This is a genomic window from Methyloversatilis sp., from assembly GCF_030698125.1.
In the GTDB taxonomy this organism is placed as follows: domain Bacteria; phylum Pseudomonadota; class Gammaproteobacteria; order Burkholderiales; family Rhodocyclaceae; genus Methyloversatilis.
This window is the reverse complement of sequence record NZ_JAUYNV010000019.1, coordinates 24,186-50,381: the sequence shown is the minus strand read 5'-3', so window position 1 is coordinate 50,381 and position 26,196 is coordinate 24,186. Positions and strand designations below refer to the sequence as shown.

The following is a 26,196-nucleotide window of genomic DNA, read 5'->3' as shown; positions in this document are numbered from 1 at the left end:
TTTTCAGGCCTTGAGGATCGTGCCGATCAGATCGTTCAGCCGTTTGCCGGCAACGAAACCTGAAAAATCAGCGCGCACGCGCCCGGCTGCAGTGGCGAAACCCGGGTCCCGGACCATGCGGTCAACCGCGACCTGCAACTCATCCTGTTTCACCGTACCCGCACGCAGGCAAATGCCGGCGCCGGCATCCTGCACCCGCGACATGGTAAGGAACTGATCCATGTTCGAACAGATGCCGATCACCGGCCGCCCCTCAGACAGCGCCTGATAGACGGTCGCGCTGCCACCATTGCAGATGACGAAGTCCGCGCGCGCTGCGGCTGAAGCACCGGGCAGATAATCCGCGACGAAACACGAGGCACTGCTGACCGCAACGTTCGAACGACCGGCGGTGGCCGTCATGCACTGCACGCCTTGCCGTTCGAGCACATCGAACAACATCGGCAGCAGGTCGACGCGTCCGGTCGAACCCAGCGTCAGGTAAGCCAGCGGCCCATCGGGAATCTGCGTCCACCACTCGGGCAGCGGCGTATCCGGTGACCAGACGATGGGGCCGATGAAATGATGATTCGACGGACAGTCGGCTGTGACCGGCACCAGAGACGGCGTATCGGCATACAACGTGAAATCGCCGTCGGTATAAGCGTAGCGGACATCCGGAAAGGTCGACAAGCCGTGCTTGCGCCGCAGCGCATTCAGCGGTCTTGCATGCAGGCGAAACGCGATGGGCTGCGCCATCTGGAAGATGGGCGTTGCCAGGGCCGGGCCGAGCAGACGGGTGAGCGTGATGTCGGGCAGAGGAAAGCGCCGGTGCACGGACCACGGACTCCAGTGCGCATTGCACAGCGCCATGTAGGGGATGCCCGCCACCCGCGCCGATACGCTGAGCGACAGGCGAAAATCACCCACCACGACATCCGGCTTCTGTCGTTGGAGCAACTCGACGTCCTGTTCGATGTATCGCGCAAGTTCGGCCTGAGTGTACAAAGGCGCGCCTTCAGCGAGACGTTCAAGGAAAAGCGCGGGCGCAATGCTGTCGAGACCGACACGCGCCAGATCTGTACCGCGCAGGCACAGGTCAAACGCCCCGGCCGACGCAATGCTGACATCGCACGCGGGCGCGAGCGCCTGAGCGAGCACGACCGGGCGCGCAACATGCGCAAGCGAGACTGCTTCCGCCACGAACAGCACGCGGCGGCGCTCAGCCATCAGGCGCTCCCGGCGCGGCCGAACAAACCGAAACGGGTCAGCTCGGACACCGTCTGTAGATAACGGTCTTCGGATGCCTGAGTACGCGCCCATGACTCGAACTCGGCCATGCCGGAATCGAGTGTGCAGGCCGGCACGTAGCCGAGTTGCGCGCGGGAGTTACTCAGATCTGCAACACAGCCGAAGATGTCGCCCACCCTGAACTCGCCCTTGTCTTCCATCGATACCGGCTTTCCGGCGGCGCGGGCGAGCGCATTCGCGATGTCTGCGATGGTGCTGGACACCCCCGCACCCACATTGAAGACGGCGCCGGGCGCCACGTCCTGCGTGAGCGACAGCAGGTTGGCGGCCACCACATCCGATACATGCACGAAGTCGCGCACCGGCAGGCCGCCTTCGTAGACCGAGATCGGCTGACCGGCGCAGATGCGCGAGTAAAAGATCGACACCACACCTGTGTAGGGATTGCGCAAGGACTGGCGTGAGCCGAACACATTGAAGTAACGCAGGATGGTGGCCGGGATACCGAAGGTCGATGCGGCGTACCGCACGTAATCCTCCTGCTGCTTCTTGGTGATCGCGTAGACGGAAAACGGCTCTGACAGCTTGTTTTCGGGCGTCGGAATCACTTCGAGGTCAGCCCCGCACACCGGACAGGGCATGGCGAACCTGCCCGCCTGCAGACGCTCCCGGGCACGGGCGCCGGGAAACTGCACGCCATGTTCGGCGCACCGATAGGCGCCCTCGCCGTAGATGGCCCGCGATGACGACAGCAGGAAGCGCTTGAGCGTGTGTCCGCCCTTGACGATGCCCTCGATCAGGGTCGTCGTGCCGAGGCAATTCACGCGCACATAGTGGGCCATGTCGTACATGCTTTGCCCGACGCCGGTCAATGAGGCGAAGTGGAACACGGCATCCACGCCTTCCAGTGCGCGAGCGACATCGGCTGCATCGCACACGTCCCCGACCATCAACTCGACTTCAGGCGCAAGGTAGACCGGTCGCTGCCGGCCCTCTCCATGTATCTGCGGATCGAGTATGTCGAGCGCACGCACGCTGTGACCACACGCGAGAAGCGCATCGGCAGTATGCGAGCCGATGAAACCAGCCCCCCCCGTAATCAGTACTCGCATTGACGACCCCGCTTTCGGCTCAGAATGAGTAGCGCATTTCGCCGTAGTAGCGATCCGATTCGCCGTAACGACCGAAGAAACCATTCGAGTTGCCGCCGAAAAGGTCGGCGCCGAACATGGCACGCAGATTCGACTGCACGCGCCAGATGACCTTCGGCCGGAACATGTAATCGTTGCGCACCAATGACTGCACCCACAGCACCTCGCCTTCCACGCGTTCGCCGAACTTGTGGTGATACAGCAGCGACATGCCGTTCTCGCGCCTGGAGGCCAGCAGCTCCGGTGGGCGATCGTTGTGATAACGCTCGAAGTACTGGACGTTGAAACGCGCTTCGTTCTCAAGCGGGAAGTCGAGGCCGACCGCGTAGTCGACCATGTTCTGCTTGACCAGGCCATCCGCGCCGGGCAACGACGTCGGCGCGCGACGATCCAGCGTCAGCACGCCTTCGGCGCGCAGCAATACCCGGCCGAAGTCCTTGCTCAGCGTGGAACCATACTGATGTATCCAGTCGTGTTCCGGCGTATACACCGCGGTCGGACCGACGATCTGGCGGGCGAAGGTCGGATTGACGTCCAGGCTGCGGTAATAGAACGCCGACAGGTCCCAGCCCTTCATCAGCGCGCTGACGCGCAGACCGTAGTTCGAGTTGCTCAACTTGCGATCCGGTCGCACCTGATCGTTGTACACGGCTGTCAGCCCGGAGATTTCCGGCTGGACAGGGTAATAGTCGCCACCGAAACGCCCGATGTTGTCGACGCTGACGTAGGGTATCCACACGACTTCGGCGTGCACGTTGCCCATGAAGTACTCGGCGCGCGCTGCCCACTGTGGAATGCGCAGCTGGTCGAATTCAGGGTTGAAGAATTCGCGGGTGTCCTTGGCCGACACGACATCGGCGAAGAAAAGACCGACCATTTCGCCCCACACGATGTGCTGGCGTCCGAGCCGGAGTTCCATATTGCCCAGCGGCACATCAACGAACACTTCGCGCCACTGGAACTCGCTGCGCTTGTCGTCGCGCACATTCGCGTTGTAGAAGTCGTCTTCCCAACCATAGGCGAAATCGTAATCGACGCGGCCGAAGGCCTTCCACTTGATGCCCTGCCCGAAACTGCCGCTGCGCCCCAGCTCGTTGCGCCAGCGCGCCTTCGACCAGTGGCTTTCGCCGGCGACCGTACGGGCCAGTTCGAACTGGGTGAATCCTTTCCAGCCGGAAGTCGCGGGCGCAGACGCTTCGCCCAGATCAGGCAATGAACCCCCTGCGTCCGGCTTCCCAGGCGTGTCGGACGCCGGTGCGTCGAGGAAGAGGTCGTCCAGCGGATCTGCGGCATGCACAGCGGGAAACGCGACAAGCAGCGCGACGACCAGCGATGGAATGACCGCATTCCGCTTCATCGGGAGCATGACTCGGGACATCATCACGCCGCCTTGTCGGCAGCCGGCTTCGGCGGCTTGACATATGACCACTCACCCGGCGATTTCTGAACACCCAGTGCGGTCAATTCGCCGTCCTCGATGCGGACCAGACGGTCGGCCATCGACATGACGCGCTTGTCGTGTGTGGAAAAAATGAAGGTTGTTTTCAAGGTACGGTTGATCTCACGCATCAATTCAAGAATGGCGTCACCCGTCTTGCGATCGAGGTTGGCGGTCGGTTCGTCTGCCAGCACGATAGCGGGCTGCGCGGCCAGCGCCCGGGCGATCGCCACACGCTGGCGCTGGCCGCCCGACAATTCGTTCGGTCGATTATTCATCTTTTTGCCCAGTCCGACCACGTCCAGGAAATAGCGGACGCGCCGGTCACGTTCTTCCTTGCCGACTTCCGGCAACTGAAGCAACGGATATTCGACGTTCTCGTAGGCGGTGAGTACCGGCAGCAGATTGAAGGTCTGGAATATGAAACCGATGGTGCGTGCGCGCAGCCCGGCCAGCTGATCCGGCGTCTGGCCGGACACATCCTGACCGTTGATCAGTATCTGCCCGCTGGTCGGCGTATCGATGCAACCGATCAGATTGAGCAAGGTCGACTTGCCGCTGCCGGAGGGACCGGCGATGGCGATGAACACGCCGTCCTCAATATCGAGCGTGATACTCTTCAATGCGGTCACCAGCTGGCCGCCCAGCATGTAACTGCGGCTCACGTTCCGGATCTGGACGACGTTATTCATCAATACGCCCGGCTAGAGTTGAGGGCGAGACGCCCGCCACTGGAGACATCACGAATGGCATTGCTTTCCTGCATCCGTCTGGCTGCACGACCGACACGCTCATTGCGCGCTGCTGCAGCCCCGAATCGCCTGGCATCGCTTGCTCGCTGCGTACTCGCTTCGGTCGCATTGGGTTCGGCATTTCTTGTTGCCCAGCCTGCCTTTGCTCAGGATGCCGCGAGTATAGTGGAAAAGGCCGACACGATCCGCTTCCCGCGCGAGGCCTTCCAGGTCGAAGTCAGCATCACGTCAAAAAGCTCGAGCGGTGAAGAATTCCGCAAGTTCAGGATTCTGTCCAAGGGCAGCAGCAACACGATCATCCAGACCATGGAACCGGCGTCCGAGCGCGGGCAGATACTGTTGATGAAAGAACGTGACCTGTGGGCATTCCTGCCGACGGTATCGCAACCCGTACGCCTCTCCCTCGCTCAGCGTCTGACAGGTCAGGTGGCCAACGGTGATCTTGCGCGCGCCAATTTTTCCGGTGACTACACGCCGAGACTGATCGGCGTCGAGAAGATTGACGGCGCCGATCACCATGCGCTGGAGCTCACGGCAGTGGATCGCTCGGTGACCTATGCACGCGTGCTGTACTGGGTCCGTGTGAGCAATGGCGCGCCACACAAGGCCGAGTTTTATTCACTTTCGGGAAAACTTCTGAAAACCTGCGTATATGACGAGTACAAGACCTTGGGCGGAAAATTGCGCCCGACGCGGCTGGTCATGCAGGATGCCCTCAGGGAAGGCGATCAATCTGTGCTTGAATACAGTGCATTGCAGTTGCGCGAACTCCCGGACAAGATATTCACGAAGGAATATCTGAAGAAGGTGGAGTAGCCGCATCCTGCCGTTACGTCGCGGAACGGATCCAGCGTCGTCTTTCGTGGTCAGATCATCATGTTTCTGCTCGAAGTCGGAAACCTAAAAGATAATTTCGCCAAGTATTTCTCGGTGGAAGCGGCCGTCACCGACGAACTCAAGCACGAGGTGTTTCGCGTCAGGCACGCGGTGTATTGCGAAGAGCTTGGCTACGAAAACACCAATCCCGAACACCAGGAAACCGACAGCTACGATGCGCGGTCACTGCACATTGCGCTGCGCGCACAGGCACACGGCCGCATCGTTGGCTGTGTCCGATTGGTCCAGTGCGACCCCGATACGCCGGAAAAGCTGCTGCCATTCGAAAATCTCTGCACCGACGCCATAGACCGGTCGATCATCGATCCGGCAAAGGTGGATCGACGCGCCATGGTCGAAATTTCGCGCCTGGCGGTGTTGTCCGATTACCGCAAGCGCAAGGGCGACAGCGGCAGCCCGATGGCAATTTCCGAAGAAGACATGGGCACGCGCGATCAGCCGCGCTTCCCGTACATACCGGTCGGCCTGTATCTGGGCCTGCTCGTGGCCGCGGAACTGCACGGCATCGAACACCTGTTCACGCTTACCGAAGCGCGGCTGGCGCGACACCTGTCGGCGCTGGGTTTCCGCATCCATCTGATCGGCCGGGCGATCGAACATCGCGGCAAGCGGGTGCCTTCGGTCATCTACCGCACCGAGTTGATGGCACACCTGCCGCCCTTCATGCAGCCGCTGTACGACCAGATGAAGCAGGACATGTCGCGCCAGTACGCGTGCGAGCCGGCCTGATTCAGGTCCGCTGTGCCAGCGGCGAGCCGGCTACTGCCTGATCGCCTCCAGCTCGAACGTCAGCGCCACTTCATCGCCGACCAGCCCCTTTTCCACGCCATAGGTCATGCCCCATTCGCTGCGCCGTATCGTCGTGCGCGCCGAAATGCCCAGCGTGTGCTTCTTGTGGCCGAACGGGTAGCTGGCCGCCTTGTTCAGCGTCACATCCAGCGTGACCGGCCGGGTCTGGCCGAGCAGCGTGAGCTTGCCGGCCAGCTTGCCGGCTGTCGCGCTGGTCGTTTCGTATCCCGTGGCTTCGAACACGATGTCCGGATGCTGCTTGGCGTCCAGAAAATCGTTCTCGCGAATGTGGTTGTCGCGCGCCTTGTGATTGCTGAACACGCTGTCGGCCGACACGACGACGCGCCCTGAACTCAGTTTGCGGGTCTGTTCGTCATAGACAAAGCTGCCCTTGCCCTTCAGGAACAGGCCGAGGATGTCGGCGTAGCCGATATGTGCGACCCCGAAACCGATCGAAAAGTGATCGGGATCGATGTCATAGGTGCGCGGTTCGGCCTGTGCAGTGGTGCCGAATGTGCCGCAGGCCAGCGCGACAAGCAGCGGGCGATACAGGTGCTGCAGTAGCGGATGCATCGTTTTCATGGAAAGCCCTCCCGGTTCAATCGGAAATCCGACGAAGTCATGCGCGTGTCCGCCGACCGTACAGCCAGCGGATGTCGATGAAAAAAGAGGCCGCGAGCGCCAGCAACGCGAGCCCGAGCAATGCGGCGGTGGTGCGCGCATCGACCGCCGGCAGCAGGCACACCAGCAGACAGGCCACCTGCACCACGCACACCGTCTTGCGGCGCAGGCTGTCCGGCAGCGGGCGATCGAGCCAGCGCCAGACCGGCATCGCGGCGACGAAGGCGTAGCGCATCGCGCCGATCGCCAGCACCCAGGGCCCGACCTTGCCGAGCAGTACCGGCGCCATACACAGCACTGCGATCAGGAAGGCGTCGAGTTCCATGTCGAAACGCGCGCCGAAATCGCTGGCGGCGTCAAAGCGGCGGGCGACCCAGCCATCGACCCCGTCCAGCAGCAGCGCGGCCAGCGCCAGCATGGCGAATGGCGTCGCCTGCGCCGCGAGCACGGCCGGGCTCGCCAGCGTGCCCGCCAGCAAGGCCACCAGCAGCGCACGGAACAGCGTCACCCGGTTCGCCGCGCCCAGCGGTCGGCGCCTGTCCGGCCCGTGGCGCAGCAGCAGTGCCGCCATCACCACGTATACACACAGTGCAGCACCACCGACCCGCGGCGGCAGATCGAGCGCGTGCGTGAGCGCGGCTGTCAGGATGGCGAGCAGCGCACCACCCGCCAGCAGATCCACCCACATCGGCGGCACGGTGTCCAGCGGTCGCGCATTCCCCAGTCCTGCTGCCAAGCCGATCTCCCTGAACGCTGTCCCGAGGCCTGCATGTCGGTCGCCGTGCAACCTTCCGGTGTGGCGGCACGTCCATCGGCCTGCATACTTCAACTCGCGTTTCGATACCCTGAAGCATCGAATCGTTCGCTCACGACGAAAAACCATGCCTACTGACACGTCCATCGACCACACGTCTGCATTCTGGACCGTCGCGCCCGGCATCGGCGAACTGCGCACCGAAGCGCTGCCGGCACTGCGCGCCAGTGAGGTGCGCGTGCGTGCGCTGTACAGCGGCATCAGCCGCGGCACCGAAAGCCTCGTGTTCCGCGGCGAAGTGCCGGCAAGCGAATACCAGCGCATGCGCGCGCCGTTCCAGCAGGGCGAGTTCCCGGGCCCGGTGAAATACGGCTACATCAGCGTCGGCATCGTCGAGGACGGCCTGGGCGAACAGGCTGCCGCGCTGCGCGGCCGCAACGTGTTCTGTCTGCACCCGCATCAGCAGCGTTACGTGGTGCCCGTCGACGCGGTCGTGCCGCTGCCCGACGGCCTGCCGGCCGCGCGCGCGGTACTGGCCGCCAACATGGAAACCGCGATCAACGCCGTGTGGGACGCCGCACCTTCGGTCGGCGATCGCATCGCGGTGATCGGCGCCGGCGTGGTCGGCACGCTGGTCGCCTGGCTGTGTGCGCGCATTCCGGGCACACAGGTTTCGCTGATCGACATCGACCCGGGCCGCGCCACGCCGGCCGCTGCGCTCGGCCTCGCCGTGCTCGCGCCGGACGCGGCCGACTGCAGACAGGAATGCGATCTGGTCATCCACGCCAGCGGCAGCGCCGCCGGTCTGCGCAGCGCGCTGGCGATGGCCGGCTTCGAAGCCACCGTGATCGAAATGAGCTGGTTCGGTCAGCTGGCGGTCGCATTGCCACTGGGCGAAGCCTTCCACGCAAAGCGCCTCACGCTGCGTTCCAGCCAGGTCGGTCACCTGCCACCCGCGCGGCTGCCGCGCTGGTCTTATCGGCGGCGCATGGAACTCGCGCTGTCGCTGCTCGTCGACCACAGTCTGGATATCCTGATCAGCGGCGAAAGCGATTTCGCCGATCTGCCCGACCTGATGCCCGCGCTGGCCGCGGATGGCGCGGGTGTGCTGTGCCATCGCATCCGCTACGCGCCCGGCTGAGTATTCATTCCTGTTTCCGTTACCAAGGACCTCCCATGTACAGCCTCACCGTCCGCGACCACATCATGATTGCGCACAGCTTCCAGGGCGAAATCTTCGGCCCGGCGCAGCGCATGCACGGCGCCACCTACCTGATAGACGTGTGCTTCCAGCGCGCCGAACTCGACGCCGACGGGCTGGTGATCGACATCGGTCTCGCCAGCACCGTGCTGCATGACGTGCTGGCCGACCTGAACTTCCGCAATCTGGACGAAGAGCCGGCGTTCAGCGGCAAGAACACCACCACCGAATTCATGGCGCGCGTGGTGTTCGACCGCATCGCCGCCGCCACGCGCGACGGCCGGCTTGGCGACAGCGGTCGCGGGCTGGACCGGCTGAAGGTGACGCTGCACGAATCGCACGTCGCCTGGGCCGGCTACGAAGCGGATCTGTGACGCTGCATTTCATCGTCGCGGGCGACCCGGCGCAGCACACTGGCGGCTACCGCTACGACGCACGCATCGTGGCCGCGCTGCGTGCGCGCGGCTGGACAGTCGAGGTGACCGGCCTGCCCGGCCGCTTCCCCGACGCCGACGACACGGCGCGCCGTGCATTGCAATGCACGCTGGCCGCGCTGGCCGACGACAGCACCGTGGTGATCGATGGTCTGGCACTGGGCGGCCTGCCCGACGTCGCGGCCGCGCACGCCGGGCGGCTGCGCCTGATCGCATTGATCCACCATCCGCTGGCCGACGAGACCGGTCTCGACGCCGACCGGCGCCGTGCCCTGCTGCGCAGCGAATGCATGGCGCTTTCGCACATGGCCGGCATCGTCACCAGCAGCCGGTTCACCGCGCGCCGGCTGGCTCACTACGGCGTCGGCGGCAGACCGCTCGCCGTCGTCGAGCCGGGCGTCGATGCCGCGCCACTCGCCGCTGCCGACCAGCAACCGCCGCGCCTGCTGTGCGTCGCCACGATCACGCCGCGCAAGGGCCACGATGTACTGGTGGCGGCGCTGGCATCGGTCGCCGACCTCGACTGGACCTGCGACTGCATCGGCTCGACCACGCGTACGCCGGGCCATGCAGCGCAGGTGGCCGCGCAGATTTCCGCCGCCGGCCTCGACGCGCGCATCCGCCTGCACGGCGAATGCAGCGACGCCGCACTGGCCGCCGCCTGGCGGGCGGCCGACCTGTTCGTGCTGCCGTCGCACTACGAAGGCTATGGCATGGTGATCATCGAAGCGCTGGCGCATGGTCTGCCGGTTCTCACGACGACCGGCGGCGCGCTCGCCGACACCTTGCCGCCGGGCAGCGGTGTCGCCGTGCCGCCCGGCGACCCGGCAACGCTGGCGGCGGTGCTGCACCACCTGATCGGCGACGCCTCCGCCCGCCACGCGCTGCGCGCAGGCGCACGCGCCCTGCGCGCCGACCTGCCGGACTGGACTGCCGCCGGCGACGCCTTCGCCGCCGCGCTGCGGAACCTGCTTGCGGTGAAGGACCACGCCGCATGAGCGTCCCGCCCCGGCGCCTCGACGCACCGCACCCGGACACGGTCTTCGACGCCGGCTGGCTCGCCCTGCGCCGCCCGGCCGACACCGCCGCCCGCGCCGACCCGCTGAACCGGCTGGCGCACGACTGGCTGTGCGCGCGAGCCGGCCGGCCGCTGCGACTGATCGATCTGGGCAGCGGCAGCGGCGCCAATCCGCACTACCTCGCACCCCGCCTGCCCGGGCCGCAGCACTGGCAGCTGGTCGATCACGACCCGGCGCTGCTCGCGCTGGCGCAAGGCAGCTGCGGTGCGCTGTACGACAGCGACGGCCGGCCGGTCGGCGTCGACATCCTGCTGCGCGCGCTGAACACGCTGGCCGAAGACGACTTTGCCGGCATCGATCTGGTCAGCGCTTCGGCGTTGATCGATCTGGTCGACGAGGGCTGGCTGATCCGCTTCGCCGACGCCTGTGCCGATGCCGGCTGCGCGGTGCTGATCACGCTCAGCGTCGATGGTCACTGGGCGATCGACGATGGCGAGGTGGCCGATCCCGATGACGCCTTCGTGCGGACCGCCTTCAATGCACATCAGCAACGAAACAAGGGCCCCGGAGCGGGAAGCGCAGCGAGCGACGGCGTGGGCAGAAATGCCGGCCCCGCACTCGGCGCCCGCGCAGCGCCGCGGCTGGCCACCCTGCTGGAAGCGCAGGGGTTTCGCGTCACGCTGGCCGACAGCCCGTGGCGGCTGCATGCCGCCGACGCCGGCCAGCGCGCGCTGGCCGCCGCCCTGCTCGACGGCTGGCGCACGGCGGCCGCCGAACAGTGCCCGCATGCGGCTGCGCGCATCGATGCGTGGCACGCACGCCGGCAGCTGGCGCTGGCTCTCGAATCGACCCGGATCGAAGTCGGGCACTTCGATCTGTACGCCGAACCCGGCGTAGAAATATGAGGACAGGCGGCGCCATCTGGCGCTATGCGATCGGTGCCGCGTTGCTGATCGGCCTCGCCGTCACGCTGGACAGTGCGGCGATCGGCGCGGCCATCAGCGGCGCATCGCCCGGCTGGCTGATCGCTGCCGTGCTGCTGAGCGTGCCGCAGGTGGCGCTTTCGGCCTGGCGCTGGCGCTACACCGCCGCGCGGCTGGGCGCCCCACTCGGCAGGCGGCAGGCGTACGCCGAGTACTACCTGGCCACCTTTCTGAACCAGGTGTTGCCGGGTGGCGTGGCCGGCGATGCGGCGCGTGCCTGGCGACATGCGCGGAACCTGGATGCCGGGCACGCCGCCTGGCAGGCCGTCGTGATCGAGCGCGCATCCGGCCAGTTCGTGCTGCTGCTGTGCGCGCTGGCGGCACTGGCCGCATCGGTGCCGCTGCAGTCCGCACTCGTGCGCGCGGTCGACGGCATGGCCGGCTGGATCATCGCCGCGCTGATTGCCGGTGCCGTGGGTGTTGCTGTGCTTCGCCGCCGTGGTCAGCTGTCCGGGCACATCGCTGCCGTGCTCGGGCGCAGCCTGCTGGCGCGCGACGTGTGGCCGGTGCAGCTCGCGGCGTCGGCGGGCGTCGTGCTGAGCTACATCACCGTATATATATGCTGTGCGCGCCTGATCGGCGTGACGCTGCCGACGGCCGAACTGTGGCCGCTGGTGCCCTGGGTGCTGTTCGCGATGGCGATCCCGCTGTCGGTCGCCGGCTGGGGCGTGCGCGAAGGCGCAGCCGCCGTGATCTGGGCGGCTGCCGGGCTGGACCCGGCGCAGGGCGTGGCGATTTCCGTGACGTACGGTCTGGTGGTGCTGCTGTCCAGCCTGCCCGGCGCGCTGGTGCTGCTGCGTCAGCGCGCCCGCGTCGCGTCCAGTTCCAGATCGAACAGCGTGTCGCTGCCGCAGGCATAACTGCGACAGCGCGGCCGCAGCGCCTCGTCGAGCGTACCGATCGGCGGCAAGGTCAGACCCGGTCGGCCGGAGCCGATCAGCAGGGGCGCGACCATGACGTGCAGCCGGTCGAGTGCGCCGGCGTGCAGGAAGCGCGACACGGTCACCCCGCCCCCTTCGATCAGCACCCGCTTGAGGCCGCGCGACGCGAGCAGCGCGAGCACTGACTGCGGCGCGAATCCGTCTGCATCCGCGGTCAGCTCAATGCATTCGACGTGAGCCGGCGTTGCGACGGTGCCCTGACCCGATGCGACCACATGCAGCGTCGGCGCATCCGCCTGTTCGAACAGCGGTCCGCTGCGCCGTGCGCGCCCGCGCGGATCGAGCACCACGCGCACCGGATGCGGCCCGGCGACATGGCGTACGGTCAGCTGCGGCTGATCGGCATCCGCCGTACCGACGCCCACCACGACCGCATCGACCACGGCACGCACCCTGTGCAGGTGACGACGCGCCTCGTCGCCATTTATATAGTGCGAATGACCGCTTTCGGTGGCGATGCGTCCGTCCAGGCTCTGGCCGATCTGCGCGATGGCGAGCGGCGCGCAACGCGCCAGCAGCGGCAGAAAGATGTCGAACAGTGCGGCGGCTGCAGGGCTGGCCGGAGGGGTGCTGGCCCACGCGCCGCCCGGTGTCACGTCGAGCGTGACGTGCTCATGACGGAAACTTGTCAGCCCGATTGCGGACCAATCGACGCAACGGGCCTGAAGGACGAGGGCCCACGCTTCATCTTCGGCGACTTCGGTCAGCGACATCCGCACTGGATTCCTTCACGGGGTGACTGCCGCGACACGACAACGGACGGGCAACGGGCATCTTCAGACAACATCAATATCGAATCCAACATCAATTCGGAAAAACGACATGCGCCAAGCCGAACGAGCCCTGTTTGACCTGCGACGCGGCGTCCCGGTGCTGCTGGCCGACGTCGGCAGCGACACCCTGATCCTGCCGGTCGAAGCACTGACCGACGATGCGCTGACCGATGCACAGCTGCTGACCGGCAGCGTGCCGCAACTGGTGCTGTCGCGCCATCGCCTGGCGGCACTCGGCCACCCTATCAGCGATGAGGCGCAGTCGCTGACGCCGACCGGCCTGACCGACAGTGCGCAGCTGCGCCGGCTGGCCAGTGCGCGCGACGTCCGGCTGCCGGACGGCCTGCTGCGCGCGCCTGCCAGCACGGCTGCCGCGGCTGCGCTGCGCCTGCTCGGACGCGCACAACTGCTGCCGGCGGCCGTCGCCTTTCCGGTGCTGCCGGCACGCGCCGCGCTGGTCGCCGCCGAAATCGCCAGCGGCCATCTGCTGTCGGTCGGTACGGCCGACGTGCTGGCACTGTGCGACGGCGGCCACGGCGTGCTGACGCGCATCAGCGAAGCACGCATACCGCTGGCCGACGCCGACGAAGCCCGCTTCGTGCTGTTCCGCGAAGCCGACGGCCTGCGCGAGCACGTCGCCATCGTCATCGGCGATCCGGACGACTGGGCCGAGCCGGTGCCGGTGCGGCTGCATTCGTCCTGCCTGACCGGCGACCTGTTCGGCAGCCTGCGCTGCGACTGCGGCGAACAGCTGCGCCGCGGCGTGGCGGCGATCAATGCGCAGGGCGGCGGCGTGCTGCTCTACCTGTCGCAGGAAGGGCGTGGCATCGGCCTGGCGAACAAGCTGCGCGCCTACGCGCTGCAGGACGACGGCCTCGACACGATCGATGCCGACCAGGTCATCGGCTTCGGCGACGACGAACGCGATTTCCGCATCGCGCACCAGATCCTCGACCAGCTGGGCGTATCGCGCGTGCTGCTGCTGACCAACAATCCGGGCAAGATCGACGCACTGCGCCATGCCGGCATCAATGTGGTGGCGCGGCAGGCGATCTACGGCGACCTCACGTCGCAGAACAAGCGCTACCTGGAAACCAAGGCGCGCCGTCAGGGGCACAGTCTGGGCGAGTTGCTCGGCGTGCGAACGCTGGCCGACGGCGCCGGCCGTGCCTGAGTACGTGGTCGGCGGCTCAGCGCGGCGCCGGCTTGAGCTGCGCCAGATCGAAGTCGTACGCCTCGTCGATCAGCTGTGCCAGCCGGGCGGCGAAGTGATCGACCAGCCGCGCGCCCAGTGCGGCGGTGGCGTTCAGCGCGTTGCCGGTGGCACCCGAGCCGTGCAGGTCCTGCGCCATCCAGCCGAAGCCCGCTTCACCTTCCGGACCGAGCAGGCAGCCGTCGGCCGCCATGTTTGCCCCCAGACTGCGGAAGTCACCGAGCGCCTCGCGGCGCACCGCGTGTGGCGCCAGATGCAGCATCATCGACGTTTCCAGCGCGCCGCCGTGCAGGCCGTGACGAAGTTCGTCCGCATCGAGCACACCGGGCGGCAGTGCGAAGCGGAAGTAATTGGCGCGCACCACCAGCATGCCGTGTGCGGCACGCAGCTTCAGCGCGGCCAGATCGACCAGGGACTTGTTGCCGCCATGGCTGTTGAACAGCACCAGCCGCCGGAAGCCGGCGCGCGCCACGCTGTCGCCCATTTCGCCCAGCGCGGCCAGCGCGGTTTCCGGGCTCAGGCTCAGGGTGCCGGCGAAACCGGTGTGTTCCAGACTGAGCCCGACGGCCAGCGGCGGCAGCACGCACACCGGCACATCGGCGCGCACACGCGGCAGGGCCGCCGCGACCAGTCCGTTCGCGATATCGAGATCGGTGCTCAGCGGCAGGTGTTCGCCATGCTGTTCGATCGCCGCCAGCGGCAGCAGCGCCACGCCACCGCGCGCGGCGCACTGCGCAATACGCTGCGGCGTCAGGTCCTGCCACCAGGAGCTGTCGCCCGACTGCCCTTCACCTGCACCGTCTGCCATGCCGTGTCTCCGTTGAATGCCGTGGCGGCGCCTGTCCGGCCCGATACTACCGGGCGGTCCGACAAGACAGCGAAATCTGCACCACGCCTGCTGCCCTGACCACGCAGCGTGAGCCACGAAATCAGAGCCCCCGAGGCCCGAGCCCAGTGATGCCCCACCCGACCGCACCGCTTCAAAGCCTTCTTCGACTGCTGCTTGCGCTGATCGTGCTCAATGCGCTGCTCGCCTTCGGCAATCTGTGGCCGAGCGCCTGGCCGCGGCCGGAGGCGCGCCTGTCGGTCGATCTGTTCGCCGGCCTGCTTGTGCTGGTGCTGTGGGCGCGCTGGCGCGGCGCCGTATCGGCGCGCGTGACCGGCATCGTCGCCGCGCTCGCCAGTCTGTGGGTGCTGCTGCACTACATCGACGTGACCATTCCGGCGCTGCTCGGCCGGCCGGTCAATGCCTGGTGGGATGGCCGGCACCTGTGGCAGCTGGCCCGCATGGGTGGCGAATTCGCCGCCGGCTGGCAGATTGCCGCCGTACTGCTCGCCACCTGCGCCGGGCTGGCACTGCTGTTCATGCTGGTGCGCGCCTGCGTGCGCGCACTGGGCGCCGCGGCCGCCACGCCACGCTGGCAGGCGCCGCTGGCCGCGCTCGGCTGCGCCGTACTGCTGACGCACGGCGCTGCATCGGTCGCCCACCATGACCTGCAACGGATGTTTGCGCCGCCGGTCGGCACGATGGTGGCGGCGCAGGCCAGCCTGCTGAGCCGCGCGCTGTCACGCAGCGCGGGTGAGCGAGAGCTTGGCCCCGGACCGGCGTTCGACCGCAACGTCGCTGCGCTCGGCGGTGCCGACGTGTTCGTGCTGTTTGCCGAAGCCTATGGCGCAATTACGCTGGACCGGCCGGAACTGGCTGCGGCGCTTGCCGAACGGCGCCGCTTGCTGCAGCAGGCACTCGACGCCGGCGGCCGGCAGGTCGTGTCGGCGCGCGTCACCTCGCCGACCTTCGGCGGCGCCTCCTGGCTGGCGCACGCGGCGCTGCTGTCCGGCATCGACACGCAGGACCCGGACGACTACGCGCTGCTGCTGACCACGCAGCGGCCGACGCTGGTCAGCCACTTCGCGCAGCACGGCTACCGCACCATAGGCTGGATGCCCGGCCTGCAGCGCCCCTGGCCCGAGGGTGCCTTCTACGGTTTCGACCGCCTGGCCGATGCCGACAACACCGGCTACGCCGGCCTGCCCTTTGGCTACTGGCGCATTCCGGATCAGGTGTCGATCGCGCTGCTGCAGCAACAGGAGCTTAACCGCGCGGACGATGACACAGGCGACGCCGGCCTGCGCACCGTGTCGCTGCACGGCGTCGACCCGTCGACGCCGCGCGCGCCGCGCTTCATCGTGTTCCCGACGCTCACCACGCACGCGCCATTCCGGCCGGTGCCACCGTATCTGGCCGACCCGCAGCGACTGCTAGCAGCCGACGCGTTCTCCGATGAGGACGTCAGTCGGGCGCTGACCGCGCCGGTGTCGTGGACCGACCCGACGCCGGCCTACATCGACGCGATGCACTATCAGTTCGACTGGCTGACCCGCTGGCTGCGTGAAGAGGCGCCCCGCAACATGCTGCTCATCGTGATCGGCGACCACCAGCCGGTCGGCGGCGTCACCGGGCCAAATGCGTCATGGGATGTGCCGGTGCACGTGATCGGCACCGACGAGGCCTTGCTGGCGCGTCTGGAGGTGGCCGGATTCCGTCGCGGACTGCAGCCCGACGTGACGGCGATCGGGCCGATGCATGGCTTGACGCAAACGCTGATCGACGCGTTCGCCGGCGATCTCAGCCGGCGGAGCGCCCTGATGCCCTGAGCTTTGCCGGCGTCAGACCGAGTCGGGCGTGCAGCACGCGCGTCATGTGCGCCTGATCCGAAAAGCCGCACGAGGCCGCGATTTCCTTCACCGCCAGATCGCCTATCGTCAGCAATTCGCGCGCCCGCTTCACACGCTGGTCGATGACGAAGGCGTGCGGCGCGCGGCCCTGGGTTTCGCGGAACCGGCGACTGAAGGTGCACACGCCCAGCCCCGCCGCTTCGGCCATGTCTTCCAGCGTCAGCGCCTCGTGCAACCGCGCGTGGATCAGATCGAGCACGCGCCGCAGCTGGGCGGACGACAGCCGCCCCGGGTCGTGCGATGAACGAAAGCGCACGTCGGCGTAATTGCGCAGCAGGTGCACCGCAAGCTGGGTGCCGAGCGCCTCGACGTACAGCGGACCGCCCATGCCGTGCTGCTTTGCCTCGCTGGTGATGGCGTCGGTGATGGCGACCAGCGTCGGGTCTTTTGCGCACAGCACGTCACGCAACCTCACTTCGGCCACCGAGCGTTCGGTGACTTCGCCGGCCACGCGGTCCATCAGGGTGTTCGACAGGTAGACGTGCGACACGTCCAGATCATGCGTCCAGCGCCAGTGCGACGCCTGCGACATCGTCAGCAACGAGGCGTCGCCCGGCGCACAGTGCGCGCGCGACCAGCGCTCGTCGAAGCAGCGGTTCATGGGCGTCTGGCCGGCGCTGTAGCGCACGACCATGAAATGATCCAGCGGGGGGATGGCCACGTCCAGCCCGGTGTAATGATAGGCCCGGTGAGAAACGCCCTTCCAGCCGAGCTTGTCGCTCGACGACAGTACGGTTCCGGGCACCCAGTCAAGCAGCTCTTCCGGTGTGATGGCGCGTCCCATCGTTTTTCTCCTCCTGCCGGTCCGGTGCGGCCGGTCGCCTGCCCTGAACGGTGTTGTCGGGGCGGCTTTCGCGTTCGACACGTGCCGACGCCATGCATTCCCCGGAACGAGCTTACCAGAGCGTCGCCGGCCCGGCTGTGACCGGGTCGCGAACGGCGCGTGCCGCGGCGGACATGAAAACGGGGACCCGAAGGCCCCCGTCCCGTGCGTCCGCGACCGGCGACGCCTTACCGCATCCTGAACCCGGCGTAGCTCGACGCCGTCACCTCGTCGCACTTCTGGCGATAGGTGCCGACACCGCCGATGTAGGACAACAAACGGCGCGGTTTGCCATCGACGTTCGAGCCCATGTACCAGGAGTCGGTCTTGGTCACCAGCGTCGCGTTGGCGATCTCGTCATGGTGCTCGACCCACTTGTCTTCCGTTTCCTTCGTCGGCTCGATCACCTTCAGGTCATGGCTTTCCATGTACTGGATGCAGTCGGTCACCCAGTCGACCTGCTGCTGCAGGCAGGTGGTCATGTTGCAGAATGCCGCCGACGGCGCCAGCGGCGCGGCGGTGGTGAACAGATTGGGATAGCCGTTCACCATCAGGCCCATCGTGCTGCGGATGTCCTTGTTCCAGTCTTCGGTCAGCGAGCGGCCGCCGCGACCCCGGATGTCCATGCGGGTCAGCGCACCGCTGCCGGCGTCGAAACCGGTGGCCAGGATGAGCACATCCAGTTCATGGATCTTGCCGTCGGCCGTCTTCACGCCTTCCGGTGTCACGCACACGATGGGCGAGGCCTTCACGTCGACGATCTCGACATTCGGACGCAGGAAGGCTTCGAGGAACTGCGTTTCCAGCGGCACGCGGTGGGTGCCGAAACCGTAGCTGGTCGGGATCAGCTTTTCGGCCAGCACCGGGTCCTTGATGCGTTCGCGCATCTTCTCGCGCACGAATTCCGACACTTCGTCATTCACCTTCTGGTCGGTGAACATTTCCGGGTACAGCGTGAGCCAGAAGCTCAGCGAGCCGTCGGCCCACACCTTTTCCATCAGCTCGCGCCGCGCTTCGGGCGTCATGTCGTAAAAGCTGTCGCCGGCGAAGTCGTAGTCGAACCCGGCGAAGGTGCGCTGCACGCGCTGGCGCATGTCCTGGAAACCTTCCTTCTGCGCCGCGCGGTCGCTGTCGCCGTACTTGTGGTTACGCATCGGAATGATGTACTGCGGCGTGCGCATGAACACCTTCATGTGGCCGACCTGGCTGGCGATGGTCTGGATGACCTGGATGCCGGTCGCTCCCGTGCCGACGACGCCGACGCGCTTGCCGGCGAGCTGCACCGGCTCCTTCGGCCAGCGTGCAGTATGGAAGATCGGGCCCTTGAAGGTTTCCTGCCCCGGGAAGGTCGAGGTCAGCGGCGCCGACAGCATGCCGGCGCACGACACGAAATACTTGGCGTCGAGCACTTCACCAGCATCGGTGCGGATCTGCCAGCGGTTCGTCGCCTCGTCGAAGCGGGCGCCGACGACACGGGTGTTGAAGCGGATGTCCTTGCGCAGATCGCAGCGGTCGGCGATGAAGTTCAGGTAGGCCTCGGTTTCCGGCTGGGCCGGGAAGCGCTCGCTCCAGTTCCATTCCTTCGCCAGTTCTTCGGAGAACCAGTACTGATAGATGTAGGCCTGCGAATCGACGCGCGCGCCGGGGTAGCGGTTCCAGTACCAGGTGCCGCCGACGGCCGAGCCGGCTTCGATGGCCACCACCTTGAGCCCCTGCTGGCGCAGCCGGTACAGCTGGTACATGCCGGCCACACCGGCGCCGATCACCACCGCGTCGAAAGTCGTTACCTTGCCCTGCATGTCGGCTGCCTTGGTAGCCACGGTAGATGTTGTCATTTTTCCTCCTTATGGGTCTGTGTGCCGGTTCCTGGCGTGCCGCTTCGGTGTCGGAAGACTAACCGGCCCACCGGACGAACGCCATTGGAGCCCGACTGTAGAGACACGCGCGCCGCGCGGCTTGAACAAAAGCGGCGATTGCTTGAACGATCCGGGCGCGCGCTGCGCGGCGGCGGCGGGATGCCGCGCTTCGTCGCCGCTGAGGGTGGGGTGACAACAGGTTCTCTCGGCTCACGACCCGCTACGCCGGCGAAACAGGATCCATCAACTGCAGGGCTCAGGCGGTCAGTGGCGTTCCTGTACTTGTCGTGGCGGTGACCTACACTGCAGTCAGACAGCCTGAGGAGTCGCCCGCATGCGAATCGCCATTGCAAGCTCATCCGTTGCGCTCCTTTTCGCGTTTGCCAGCCCGACCGTCCACGCCGCAACCGCCTCCGTGTATGCGCACGTCGAGACGAAATACGAGCCGAACGTCATCGGTCCCGGCAACACGTCCTGCACCACCAACAACGACACGCGCGAGTGCAACCGCTTGCTCGACCAGCCGCTGCTGGTCACCGACCAGAATGGCGTATCGACCGGCAGCCAGCTGCTGCGCGAAGTGTATGCACCGGGCAACACCAGCGGCTCTCCGAACTTCCGGCTGACCGGCGATGCCTTCGCGCTCGCGCTGCCGGGTTCGCTGCACGCCTCTGTCGCGGTCGAAGTCACCGGCACGGGTGGCGCCTTCGTGCCGGGCATCAGCGGCTACGGTTATGCGGCCGTCGAAGACCGTATCAGGATCAGGTCCTCGACACTCGCCAACGGAACGGCCGTCACGCTGAGCACCGTATTCAACATCACCGGCATCGGCGAGGGCACGCTGTATCTGAACGTGGTCGCCAGACGCGACGGCATCGAGACAGTCCTGTTCGGCGATACCGAATCCTCGAACAGCGCGCAGAGAAGCATTGCGGGCATGGGTGGCTCGTTCATCGCCTACATCGGCGAAACGCTGGATGTCGACTACAGCCTGCGCGCCTCGACCGGTGTCAGCACTGCCGCCTGGCAGGCGGACGAGGTGGCGAACGGTCGCACGTCGCAGTCGAGCTACGGCAATTCCGCGTACCTCTATTTCGCTTCAGCCGACCCTGGCGTGGATGTGTACATCGACGGCGTGGGCGGCTACGACTACGTGCAGCCACCCGCCATTCCCGAGCCGCACACGGCGCTGCTCATGCTGCTTGGCCTGGCCTTCGTGGGCACGCGCACCCTGCAGCGCCGGCGCAACACACCCTGACGCTGCCCGGACACGGTGCCCGATCGGCGCGCGCCGATCGCCTTCGATGCTCTTCGAAATTTGACGAACCTCATTACCAGCGACGCGTTGCTGCAACCTTCGGCGCCGGGCGGATGCCCTGCTGAAAACCCGGGTCAAATCCGTTGTCTGCGCACCGCCAGCCCCAGCACGAGCAGACCCGCGCAGAGCAGTCCTGCTGTGCGGGGCTCTGGCACCGCACTCAGCACGAAACTGCCGCCGTCGACCGACTGGAAACCGCCCAGCGCGAATTCGTTGTCGAACACGGGGATTTCCAGTGCGTTCGAGGCGGACGACCACTGATACACGGGGCCATACCGCGCATTGAGGAACTGCCCGCGACGATCGGATCCGAAATAGGACACGTCATAGCTCGCGCGGGCGAACAGCTCCAGCAAGGTCAGGTCGAGGGACGCGCCGAACGTGATGCCGGTCCGGTTGGACAGCGTTGCATCGACGAGGAACCGGGCATCCACCGTCACATCGTCACCCAGCACGGCGATCGCCGGAAGTTCGTCGATCCGGCCGATCCATTGCGTCATTTCGCCGATATTCTCCAGCCGCACAGCCTCACTGAAGCTGAGCTGCATGAGCACGTCGCCGGACACCTCGAAGCTCTGCTGCAGCCCGACGGTCAGTGCAGCGTCCAGATCCACGATTTCGTAACCGAAATCGATGTCGATGACGCCGAAATCCCTGCGCAGCCGCGTACCCAGTACGTCCGATCCGCTCAGCAGAAACTGGTCCACGTCGATATCTGCGGTGAGCAGCGTTGTCTGGCCTGCACCGGTCAGCGTATCGGTGCCGAGCGCACCGTTCGCCGACACCCGCCAGTCGCCGGCGGTCACACGCGTGGAGCCGTTCAGGGCCGCAGCAGGCAGCGTGTAAACACTGCCGACGCCGCCCACATCTCCGGCTCCGATGATGCGCAGTCGGCCGCTGTCATCGCGATTGAAGGACACGATTTCCTTGCGCACATCGACATTGGCCAGCGTGGTGGTCAGGCGATAGTCGTGATCGCCGAGATCACGTGCCGTCTCAAACCGGATGAAGCTCTGGGCATACACGTCCAGAATGCCATCCACCCAGGCCGATGCGTTGGCCGGGCGGGTCGCAAAGGCGCTGCTGCCGCGGGTGCTGGCGACCGCCTCGAGCTGGAAATACTCACCCCGGACGATAGGCCCGGGCGCGGAAATGGCGATGGTGTAGTCGAGGTTCGCATCGATGGAGCCGCCATGAATGTTGGCGCCGACTTCGATGCCCGCCGTCAGATCCGTGGTGAGGGAAAAGTACGGATTCACGTACCAGTCGAAGTCGGGCAGCACCTTGATTTCCACCTTGCCCGACACCGCCCTCGGGTCGTACACGCTGGTCTTGCGCGGCGATGTGGCACCGAAGAACTGGGCGTAGCTGAAATCGAACGCATCGCCTTCACTCCAGATGCTCTGGCCGGCAGTGTTGAACGACACATTCTGTGTGAGCAGTTCAAGCGCGCGCGCGTCGGATGCCGCGGCGCCTGCAAGCAGTCCGGCCATCAGCGTCGCAAGGGCGCGACTGCGACTGCATAAAGGATTGATCTTCATTGTGGTCTCCAGAGTCCGGTGGGCACATCGACCGAGCAGACGACGGCGCGGTGCGGGATCCAACAATGAAGAACAGGTCGTTAGTTGCGCGTTAGTTTGCGAAGATCGCGCCGTTATTTTTTTATCTCATTGATTTTATTTACGTCCTTCACGGGGCAAATGCAGTCCGGCCGAGAATCCGGCACGATCGATGCCGGCCGGCAGATCGTTCAGCACCCGCGCCAGCCGACGTTCGCCGCGTGTGCGGCGACCGCTCGCCATCCACCACAGCGCCTGCAGATACCTCACGCGCGACCGTGCTGCGGGCAGCAGGCGCGCAAAACGCAGCGCGCGCCCGATCAGGCCTTCGCCGGCCGCGACCAGGGCTCGTCGATCGCCGGTCTCATGATGCGCCACCACCACCAGCGCCATGGCACAGCCGGTGAAGCCGTTCAGGGCATAGATGGACGTCATCGTTGCCCGGTCGAACACGCGGCAAAAGGTGTCGATCGATGACAGCGCCTCTGCCTTGCGCCCGGTTCGCGCAAACCACCAGGCAAGCACGCCGTGGCGGAGCAACTGGGTATTCGGATCCACTACCCTGGCGGCCAGCCGGTCGATGGTGTGCAGGTCAACATGCGGCGTGGAGGCCGCGATGCGAAGGTCCATCGTGCACAAGGCGAGCAGCCCCCAGAGTTCAGACGCGGCCTCGCGGACACGCCGTCCTTCCTCGCACAGCGTGAGCATATGCGTGCGCGCCGTTTCGAGCCGGCCTGCGAACTCGTGGGCATAGGAGACCAGTGCCGTGCATTCGCCCCAGTTCCTGTACTGACGCAGCCGCCAGAAGATGTCGGCACCGGTCTGTCCGTGCCCCCGGGCGGCGTCCAGGTCGCCACCGGCAAGCCGGTAGAGACAGAGCTGCTCGTGGGTCCATGCCTGCTCGGCCATCCCGGCTTGATCCAGGCAGCGCTCCGCCCTGGCCGCATAGCGCGCGGCCTCTGACTTGAACGGTGTGTAGCTGAGCACGAGCGCACCGGAGGCAAGATGCTCGGGGAGGCTGCCGGCGCGCACGATGTTGATCGAACGCAGGGAGCTTGCGACGAATCGCGGCCGGTCGCCTTCGAAGAAATAGACCTGTGCAAGCCTGTTGTGGGCACGGGAAACGAGCACTTCGGCGTCGGCATCGAGGTTCCCGTACCGCCACCAGCGACCGTTCAGCGTACGCGCGAACTCGCGCAGCATGTGCCGGTTCGGCGAGCCCTGCTCCATGTCGATGTCACCCTGCCGGGCCAGGCATTCGAGCGCCGCGGCGCGGCACTCCGCGTGACGGCCGAGCTGGAAGAAAACATCGCTGAGCCAGAGTTGCCAGCTCGAAGCGCAAGCCGATGGCAATCCCTGCATGGCGAGGGCCCGCTGCAGCAGACCGGCAAGTTCGTCGAACCAGCCCTGCATCCGGTACAGGGCACACAGTCCCGGCAGCAGGCGCGCAAGCGCGTCAATGGCCCCGGAATTCACGAGATGGTCGAACACCACTCGCAGATTGCCTTGTTCCGCGCGCAGCTCGTCCAGCGCGACGGTGTCCGCCTGGGACTCGAAACGCTGATGGCCAGCCTGCAGAAGCGCCAGAAAATGCCGCGCATGGGCATCACGCACTGCGCCGTTCGCCCCGGATTGCAGCAATTTGCGCTCGCCGAAATCACGCAGCAGCGGATGTACGTCGAGCCGCCCATGCCGAGCGGGCTGCAGCAGCGACTTGGCGGTGAGGCCCGCGAGAATCGCGAGCGTGCCACGACAGAAAGCCAGGGCGGAATCAGGCGTAAAGCCGCCCCGGCACATGCACAGGGCGCTGAGTACCTGCTGCTCCGCCGGTTCCAGCAGACGCCACGAATGATCGAACACCGAAGCCATGTCGCTGTGGCGGGGATTTTCCGGCAACGTGGCCGGCGCCTCGCCGAGCACGTGAGCGCCCGCACAAAGTCGTTCGGCCACGTCTCGGCACGACAGCGTTGCGAGCCAGCGGGCCGCCAGCACCAGACCGAGCGGATACCCCTCGACTGCGCGGCAGAGTCGCAGGACGTGAACGCCGTCTGCGTCCGCATCGAAGCCGGGCTGCTGGCGACGCGCGAGTTCGCAGAACAGGCTGGGCGCGGGCGCGCTGCGCAGCTCCGGTGTCCATTGATCGGTGTCCGGGAACGGCAAGCCGCAAAGCCTGACGACCCATTCGGTGGCCAGCCCGAGCTGATGGCGGCTGGTGACCAGAATGCGCAGGCCGGTGGCATGGCGGGCAAGCATCGCCACCAGATCGCGTGCATCGGCCACCTGCTCGAAGTTGTCGAGAATCAGCAACTGCCGGCCTGGTGCGAGCACTTCGAGCAACGATTCGCGCTCGCGCCCCGCTGGCAAGGCGATGCCCAGCGCAGCCGCCACCCGGTGCGCGACCAGCGCCGCGCACTCGGCACCGGTCTGCGGCGCCAGATCGGACAGGTCCACGAAGCAGGCGCCATCCTGAAACTGCCCGGAAAGCGCCGCACCCACGGCCAGTGCAAGATGTGTCTTGCCGATGCCGCCCGGCCCCACCAGCGTAACCACGCGGGCATCGGCGCTGGACAGCAGGGACACGATGCGCGCCTGCTCTTCGCCACGCCCGACCCATGGAAGGGTTTCGTCCAGCGTCACCCTGCGCACTGGCCACGGCTGTGCGCCGGACGCGCTGGCGACCGACGTTCCCGCCACCGGTGCCGGCCCGGCTGCGCTGCCTGTTTGCAGCGCAAATTCGTAAAGTGCGTCGGTCGCGGCGTCCGGTGCAGCATCGAGCTCGCGCTGCAGGGCCTTTCTGCATGCTTCGTACTGGGCAATCGCCGAAGTGCGCTGCCCCATGCCGATGTAGCTCCGGATCAGCGCCTGATGATGCTGTTCGGACCAGGGCGCAACGGACAGCGCACGCCGCAGTATTTCTGCCTCGCCCCGTTGATCCCCGGCGGCACGCAGCGCATCGGCTGCCTCGTCAAGACGGGCAAGGTATTTCCTGCCCAGCGTTTCGCGCTGCAGGGAGAGCCAGTCCTCGAATTCCGGGGCCTTGCGCAAGCGCAATCCGGCGAGAAAATCCTCGATGCGCAGTGCAAGCAGCGCGGCAACGCTGTCTGCGGAAGCGGAAAACGGCGTATCGAGCGCGGACAGATCGAGCATCCAGCGCGCATCGGCCGGCACGCTGACGGTGGTGCGGTCGGCCTGAACATGAGCGGGGAGTTCCTGCCGCAAACGGGTCAGAACGAAGCGAAGATTTGCGCGAGAAGCGGCCTCGTCGAGTTCACCCCAGAACATCCGGGCCAGCACGGCGCGCGAGCACGCGCTCCCGCTGAGCGCCACGTACAACCACAATGCGGCCGCCTTCGAATTGGTCAGCGAGGCAACGGCTGCACCGTCCACGACCACCGTCAGGTCTCCAAGGCACTGCAATTGCAGCATGTTCGTCTCGCCTGTCCCTTGAGCGAGGGCGCGGGGCGTTTGCTGTCTGCACGCGGTCGATGATAACGAGACGATATGCAGCGAACAAGTCAGGGGCCGACTTCGAGCGGCGCCAATCCCGACGACATGCCCACGGCCTGCTTCGTCGACGCGACGCAGGCTCGCCGCACGAAGCCCTGCACACCACGGCCCGGCCCGGCCCGGCGGCGAGGCCCGGAGACATGGGAAAATGTTTCGTTTTATCTTCCGAAAATTTCCTTCGACGAAATAAAGGAACATACT

22 protein-coding genes are annotated in these 26,196 nt (G+C 66.2%); 10 read left to right on the top strand and 12 right to left on the bottom strand.

Annotated elements, in window-relative coordinates; genetic code table 11:
* Positions 1-3 precede the first annotated feature (3 nt).
* The 4 genes from Q8Q80_RS08255 to Q8Q80_RS08240 are packed head-to-tail and all read right to left on the bottom strand — an operon-like array spanning position 4 to position 4,511.
* Complete coding sequence (locus tag Q8Q80_RS08255) at positions 4-1,209, bottom strand: nucleotide disphospho-sugar-binding domain-containing protein (RefSeq protein WP_305632453.1); 1,206 nt, start codon at positions 1,207-1,209, stop codon at positions 4-6.
* Entirely contained in the window at positions 1,209-2,342 is a 1,134-nt protein-coding gene (locus Q8Q80_RS08250) for an NAD(P)-dependent oxidoreductase (protein ID WP_305632452.1), read from the bottom strand. The genes Q8Q80_RS08255 and Q8Q80_RS08250 overlap by 1 nt, the downstream gene beginning before the upstream one ends.
* 19 nt (positions 2,343-2,361) lie before the next feature.
* Positions 2,362-3,759 (bottom strand): DUF1302 family protein, encoded by a 1,398-nt coding sequence (locus Q8Q80_RS08245; RefSeq protein WP_305632451.1) that lies wholly within the window; start codon positions 3,757-3,759, stop codon positions 2,362-2,364.
* A gap of 2 nt (positions 3,760-3,761) precedes the next feature.
* Positions 3,762-4,511, bottom strand: a complete 750-nt coding sequence (locus tag Q8Q80_RS08240; protein WP_305632450.1) for an ABC transporter ATP-binding protein — start codon at positions 4,509-4,511, stop codon at positions 3,762-3,764.
* Between the two features lie 54 nt (positions 4,512-4,565).
* Between Q8Q80_RS08240 and Q8Q80_RS08235 the strand changes: the two genes are divergently transcribed.
* On the top strand, positions 4,566-5,387 hold the full coding sequence (locus Q8Q80_RS08235) for an outer membrane lipoprotein-sorting protein (RefSeq protein WP_305632449.1): 822 nt from the start codon (positions 4,566-4,568) through the stop codon (positions 5,385-5,387).
* Between the two features lie 60 nt (positions 5,388-5,447).
* The gene (locus Q8Q80_RS08230; protein ID WP_305632448.1) at positions 5,448-6,197 is read left to right on the top strand and encodes a PEP-CTERM/exosortase system-associated acyltransferase; all 750 of its coding nucleotides are present in this window, start codon (positions 5,448-5,450) and stop codon (positions 6,195-6,197) included.
* A 30-nt stretch (positions 6,198-6,227) separates the two neighbouring features.
* Here the strand turns inward: Q8Q80_RS08230 and Q8Q80_RS08225 are convergent, their stop codons facing one another.
* Both Q8Q80_RS08225 and Q8Q80_RS08220 read right to left on the bottom strand, forming a co-directional pair.
* On the bottom strand, positions 6,228-6,839 hold the full coding sequence (locus Q8Q80_RS08225; protein WP_305632446.1) for a YceI family protein: 612 nt from the start codon (positions 6,837-6,839) through the stop codon (positions 6,228-6,230).
* A gap of 37 nt (positions 6,840-6,876) precedes the next feature.
* A complete protein-coding gene (locus Q8Q80_RS08220) occupies positions 6,877-7,614 on the bottom strand; it encodes a CDP-alcohol phosphatidyltransferase family protein (RefSeq protein ID WP_305632445.1) in 738 nt (245 codons plus the stop codon).
* A gap of 145 nt (positions 7,615-7,759) precedes the next feature.
* On the opposite strand from Q8Q80_RS08220, the gene Q8Q80_RS08215 reads away from it, so the two are divergent.
* The 5 genes from Q8Q80_RS08215 to Q8Q80_RS08195 are packed head-to-tail and all read left to right on the top strand — an operon-like array spanning position 7,760 to position 12,129.
* Positions 7,760-8,773: a zinc-binding alcohol dehydrogenase gene (locus Q8Q80_RS08215; protein WP_305632444.1), complete on the top strand. Its 1,014-nt coding sequence runs from the start codon at positions 7,760-7,762 to the stop codon at positions 8,771-8,773.
* Between the two features lie 35 nt (positions 8,774-8,808).
* Positions 8,809-9,207, top strand: a complete 399-nt coding sequence (locus Q8Q80_RS08210; RefSeq protein WP_257092761.1) for a 6-carboxytetrahydropterin synthase — start codon at positions 8,809-8,811, stop codon at positions 9,205-9,207.
* Positions 9,204-10,265: a glycosyltransferase family 4 protein gene (locus Q8Q80_RS08205; RefSeq protein WP_305632443.1), complete on the top strand. Its 1,062-nt coding sequence runs from the start codon at positions 9,204-9,206 to the stop codon at positions 10,263-10,265. Before Q8Q80_RS08210 ends, Q8Q80_RS08205 begins: the two co-directional genes overlap by 4 nt.
* Positions 10,262-11,191 carry a hypothetical protein gene (locus tag Q8Q80_RS08200; RefSeq protein ID WP_305632442.1) on the top strand — a complete coding sequence of 310 codons (930 nt, stop codon included), beginning with the start codon at positions 10,262-10,264 and terminating at the stop codon, positions 11,189-11,191. The genes Q8Q80_RS08205 and Q8Q80_RS08200 overlap by 4 nt, the downstream gene beginning before the upstream one ends.
* Positions 11,188-12,129, top strand: coding sequence for a lysylphosphatidylglycerol synthase transmembrane domain-containing protein (locus tag Q8Q80_RS08195; protein ID WP_305632441.1), 942 nt, complete (start codon positions 11,188-11,190; stop codon positions 12,127-12,129). The genes Q8Q80_RS08200 and Q8Q80_RS08195 overlap by 4 nt, the downstream gene beginning before the upstream one ends.
* On the opposite strand, the gene Q8Q80_RS08190 is transcribed toward Q8Q80_RS08195, so the two are convergent.
* The gene (locus Q8Q80_RS08190; RefSeq protein ID WP_305632440.1) at positions 12,069-12,923 is read right to left on the bottom strand and encodes a RibD family protein; all 855 of its coding nucleotides are present in this window, start codon (positions 12,921-12,923) and stop codon (positions 12,069-12,071) included. The genes Q8Q80_RS08195 and Q8Q80_RS08190 overlap by 61 nt on opposite strands.
* 109 nt (positions 12,924-13,032) lie before the next feature.
* Here Q8Q80_RS08190 and Q8Q80_RS08185 point away from each other — a divergent pair, with 109 nt between their 5' ends.
* Positions 13,033-14,157: a GTP cyclohydrolase II gene (locus Q8Q80_RS08185; protein WP_305632439.1), complete on the top strand. Its 1,125-nt coding sequence runs from the start codon at positions 13,033-13,035 to the stop codon at positions 14,155-14,157.
* 16 nt (positions 14,158-14,173) lie between these two features.
* Here the strand turns inward: Q8Q80_RS08185 and Q8Q80_RS08180 are convergent, their stop codons facing one another.
* Positions 14,174-15,004, bottom strand: coding sequence for a creatininase family protein (locus Q8Q80_RS08180; protein WP_305632438.1), 831 nt, complete (start codon positions 15,002-15,004; stop codon positions 14,174-14,176).
* A gap of 149 nt (positions 15,005-15,153) precedes the next feature.
* Between Q8Q80_RS08180 and Q8Q80_RS08175 the strand changes: the two genes are divergently transcribed.
* A complete protein-coding gene (locus tag Q8Q80_RS08175; RefSeq protein WP_305632437.1) occupies positions 15,154-16,851 on the top strand; it encodes a sulfatase-like hydrolase/transferase in 1,698 nt (565 codons plus the stop codon).
* On the opposite strand, the gene Q8Q80_RS08170 is transcribed toward Q8Q80_RS08175, so the two are convergent.
* Positions 16,823-17,716 (bottom strand): helix-turn-helix domain-containing protein, encoded by an 894-nt coding sequence (locus Q8Q80_RS08170; RefSeq protein WP_305632436.1) that lies wholly within the window; start codon positions 17,714-17,716, stop codon positions 16,823-16,825. The two genes, Q8Q80_RS08175 and Q8Q80_RS08170, sit on opposite strands and share 29 nt — an antisense overlap.
* 227 nt (positions 17,717-17,943) lie before the next feature.
* Positions 17,944-19,590 carry an NAD(P)/FAD-dependent oxidoreductase gene (locus tag Q8Q80_RS08165; RefSeq protein ID WP_305632435.1) on the bottom strand — a complete coding sequence of 549 codons (1,647 nt, stop codon included), beginning with the start codon at positions 19,588-19,590 and terminating at the stop codon, positions 17,944-17,946.
* A gap of 355 nt (positions 19,591-19,945) precedes the next feature.
* On the opposite strand from Q8Q80_RS08165, the gene Q8Q80_RS08160 reads away from it, so the two are divergent.
* Entirely contained in the window at positions 19,946-20,869 is a 924-nt protein-coding gene (locus Q8Q80_RS08160; protein WP_305632434.1) for a PEP-CTERM sorting domain-containing protein, read from the top strand.
* Positions 20,870-21,003: 134 nt separating this feature from the next.
* On the opposite strand, the gene Q8Q80_RS08155 is transcribed toward Q8Q80_RS08160, so the two are convergent.
* Both Q8Q80_RS08155 and Q8Q80_RS08150 read right to left on the bottom strand, forming a co-directional pair.
* On the bottom strand, positions 21,004-22,470 hold the full coding sequence (locus Q8Q80_RS08155) for a PEP-CTERM sorting domain-containing protein (protein ID WP_305632433.1): 1,467 nt from the start codon (positions 22,468-22,470) through the stop codon (positions 21,004-21,006).
* Between the two features lie 135 nt (positions 22,471-22,605).
* Positions 22,606-26,193 (bottom strand): BTAD domain-containing putative transcriptional regulator, encoded by a 3,588-nt coding sequence (locus Q8Q80_RS08150; RefSeq protein ID WP_305632432.1) that lies wholly within the window; start codon positions 26,191-26,193, stop codon positions 22,606-22,608.
* Positions 26,194-26,196: the final 3 nt, after the last annotated feature.

What these genes read in the sequence shown, in the direction of transcription:
- Q8Q80_RS08255 (WP_305632453.1), bottom strand. Translation starts at nt 1,209, where the DNA reads ATGGCTGAGCGCCGCCGCGTGCTGTTCGTGGCGGAAGCAGTCTCGCTT.
- Q8Q80_RS08250 (WP_305632452.1), bottom strand. Translation starts at nt 2,342, where the DNA reads ATGCGAGTACTGATTACGGGGGGGGCTGGTTTCATCGGCTCGCATACT.
- Q8Q80_RS08245 (WP_305632451.1), bottom strand. Translation starts at nt 3,759, where the DNA reads ATGTCCCGAGTCATGCTCCCGATGAAGCGGAATGCGGTCATTCCATCG.
- Q8Q80_RS08240 (WP_305632450.1), bottom strand. Translation starts at nt 4,511, where the DNA reads ATGAATAACGTCGTCCAGATCCGGAACGTGAGCCGCAGTTACATGCTG.
- Q8Q80_RS08235 (WP_305632449.1), top strand. Translation starts at nt 4,566, where the DNA reads ATGGCATTGCTTTCCTGCATCCGTCTGGCTGCACGACCGACACGCTCA.
- Q8Q80_RS08230 (WP_305632448.1), top strand. Translation starts at nt 5,448, where the DNA reads ATGTTTCTGCTCGAAGTCGGAAACCTAAAAGATAATTTCGCCAAGTAT.
- Q8Q80_RS08225 (WP_305632446.1), bottom strand. Translation starts at nt 6,839, where the DNA reads ATGAAAACGATGCATCCGCTACTGCAGCACCTGTATCGCCCGCTGCTT.
- Q8Q80_RS08215 (WP_305632444.1), top strand. Translation starts at nt 7,760, where the DNA reads ATGCCTACTGACACGTCCATCGACCACACGTCTGCATTCTGGACCGTC.
- Q8Q80_RS08210 (WP_257092761.1), top strand. Translation starts at nt 8,809, where the DNA reads ATGTACAGCCTCACCGTCCGCGACCACATCATGATTGCGCACAGCTTC.
- Q8Q80_RS08200 (WP_305632442.1), top strand. Translation starts at nt 10,262, where the DNA reads ATGAGCGTCCCGCCCCGGCGCCTCGACGCACCGCACCCGGACACGGTC.
- Q8Q80_RS08195 (WP_305632441.1), top strand. Translation starts at nt 11,188, where the DNA reads ATGAGGACAGGCGGCGCCATCTGGCGCTATGCGATCGGTGCCGCGTTG.
- Q8Q80_RS08190 (WP_305632440.1), bottom strand. Translation starts at nt 12,923, where the DNA reads ATGTCGCTGACCGAAGTCGCCGAAGATGAAGCGTGGGCCCTCGTCCTT.
- Q8Q80_RS08185 (WP_305632439.1), top strand. Translation starts at nt 13,033, where the DNA reads ATGCGCCAAGCCGAACGAGCCCTGTTTGACCTGCGACGCGGCGTCCCG.
- Q8Q80_RS08180 (WP_305632438.1), bottom strand. Translation starts at nt 15,004, where the DNA reads ATGGCAGACGGTGCAGGTGAAGGGCAGTCGGGCGACAGCTCCTGGTGG.
- Q8Q80_RS08175 (WP_305632437.1), top strand. Translation starts at nt 15,154, where the DNA reads ATGCCCCACCCGACCGCACCGCTTCAAAGCCTTCTTCGACTGCTGCTT.
- Q8Q80_RS08170 (WP_305632436.1), bottom strand. Translation starts at nt 17,716, where the DNA reads ATGGGACGCGCCATCACACCGGAAGAGCTGCTTGACTGGGTGCCCGGA.
- Q8Q80_RS08165 (WP_305632435.1), bottom strand. Translation starts at nt 19,590, where the DNA reads ATGACAACATCTACCGTGGCTACCAAGGCAGCCGACATGCAGGGCAAG.
- Q8Q80_RS08160 (WP_305632434.1), top strand. Translation starts at nt 19,946, where the DNA reads ATGCGAATCGCCATTGCAAGCTCATCCGTTGCGCTCCTTTTCGCGTTT.
- Q8Q80_RS08155 (WP_305632433.1), bottom strand. Translation starts at nt 22,470, where the DNA reads ATGAAGATCAATCCTTTATGCAGTCGCAGTCGCGCCCTTGCGACGCTG.
- Q8Q80_RS08150 (WP_305632432.1), bottom strand. Translation starts at nt 26,193, where the DNA reads ATGTTCCTTTATTTCGTCGAAGGAAATTTTCGGAAGATAAAACGAAAC.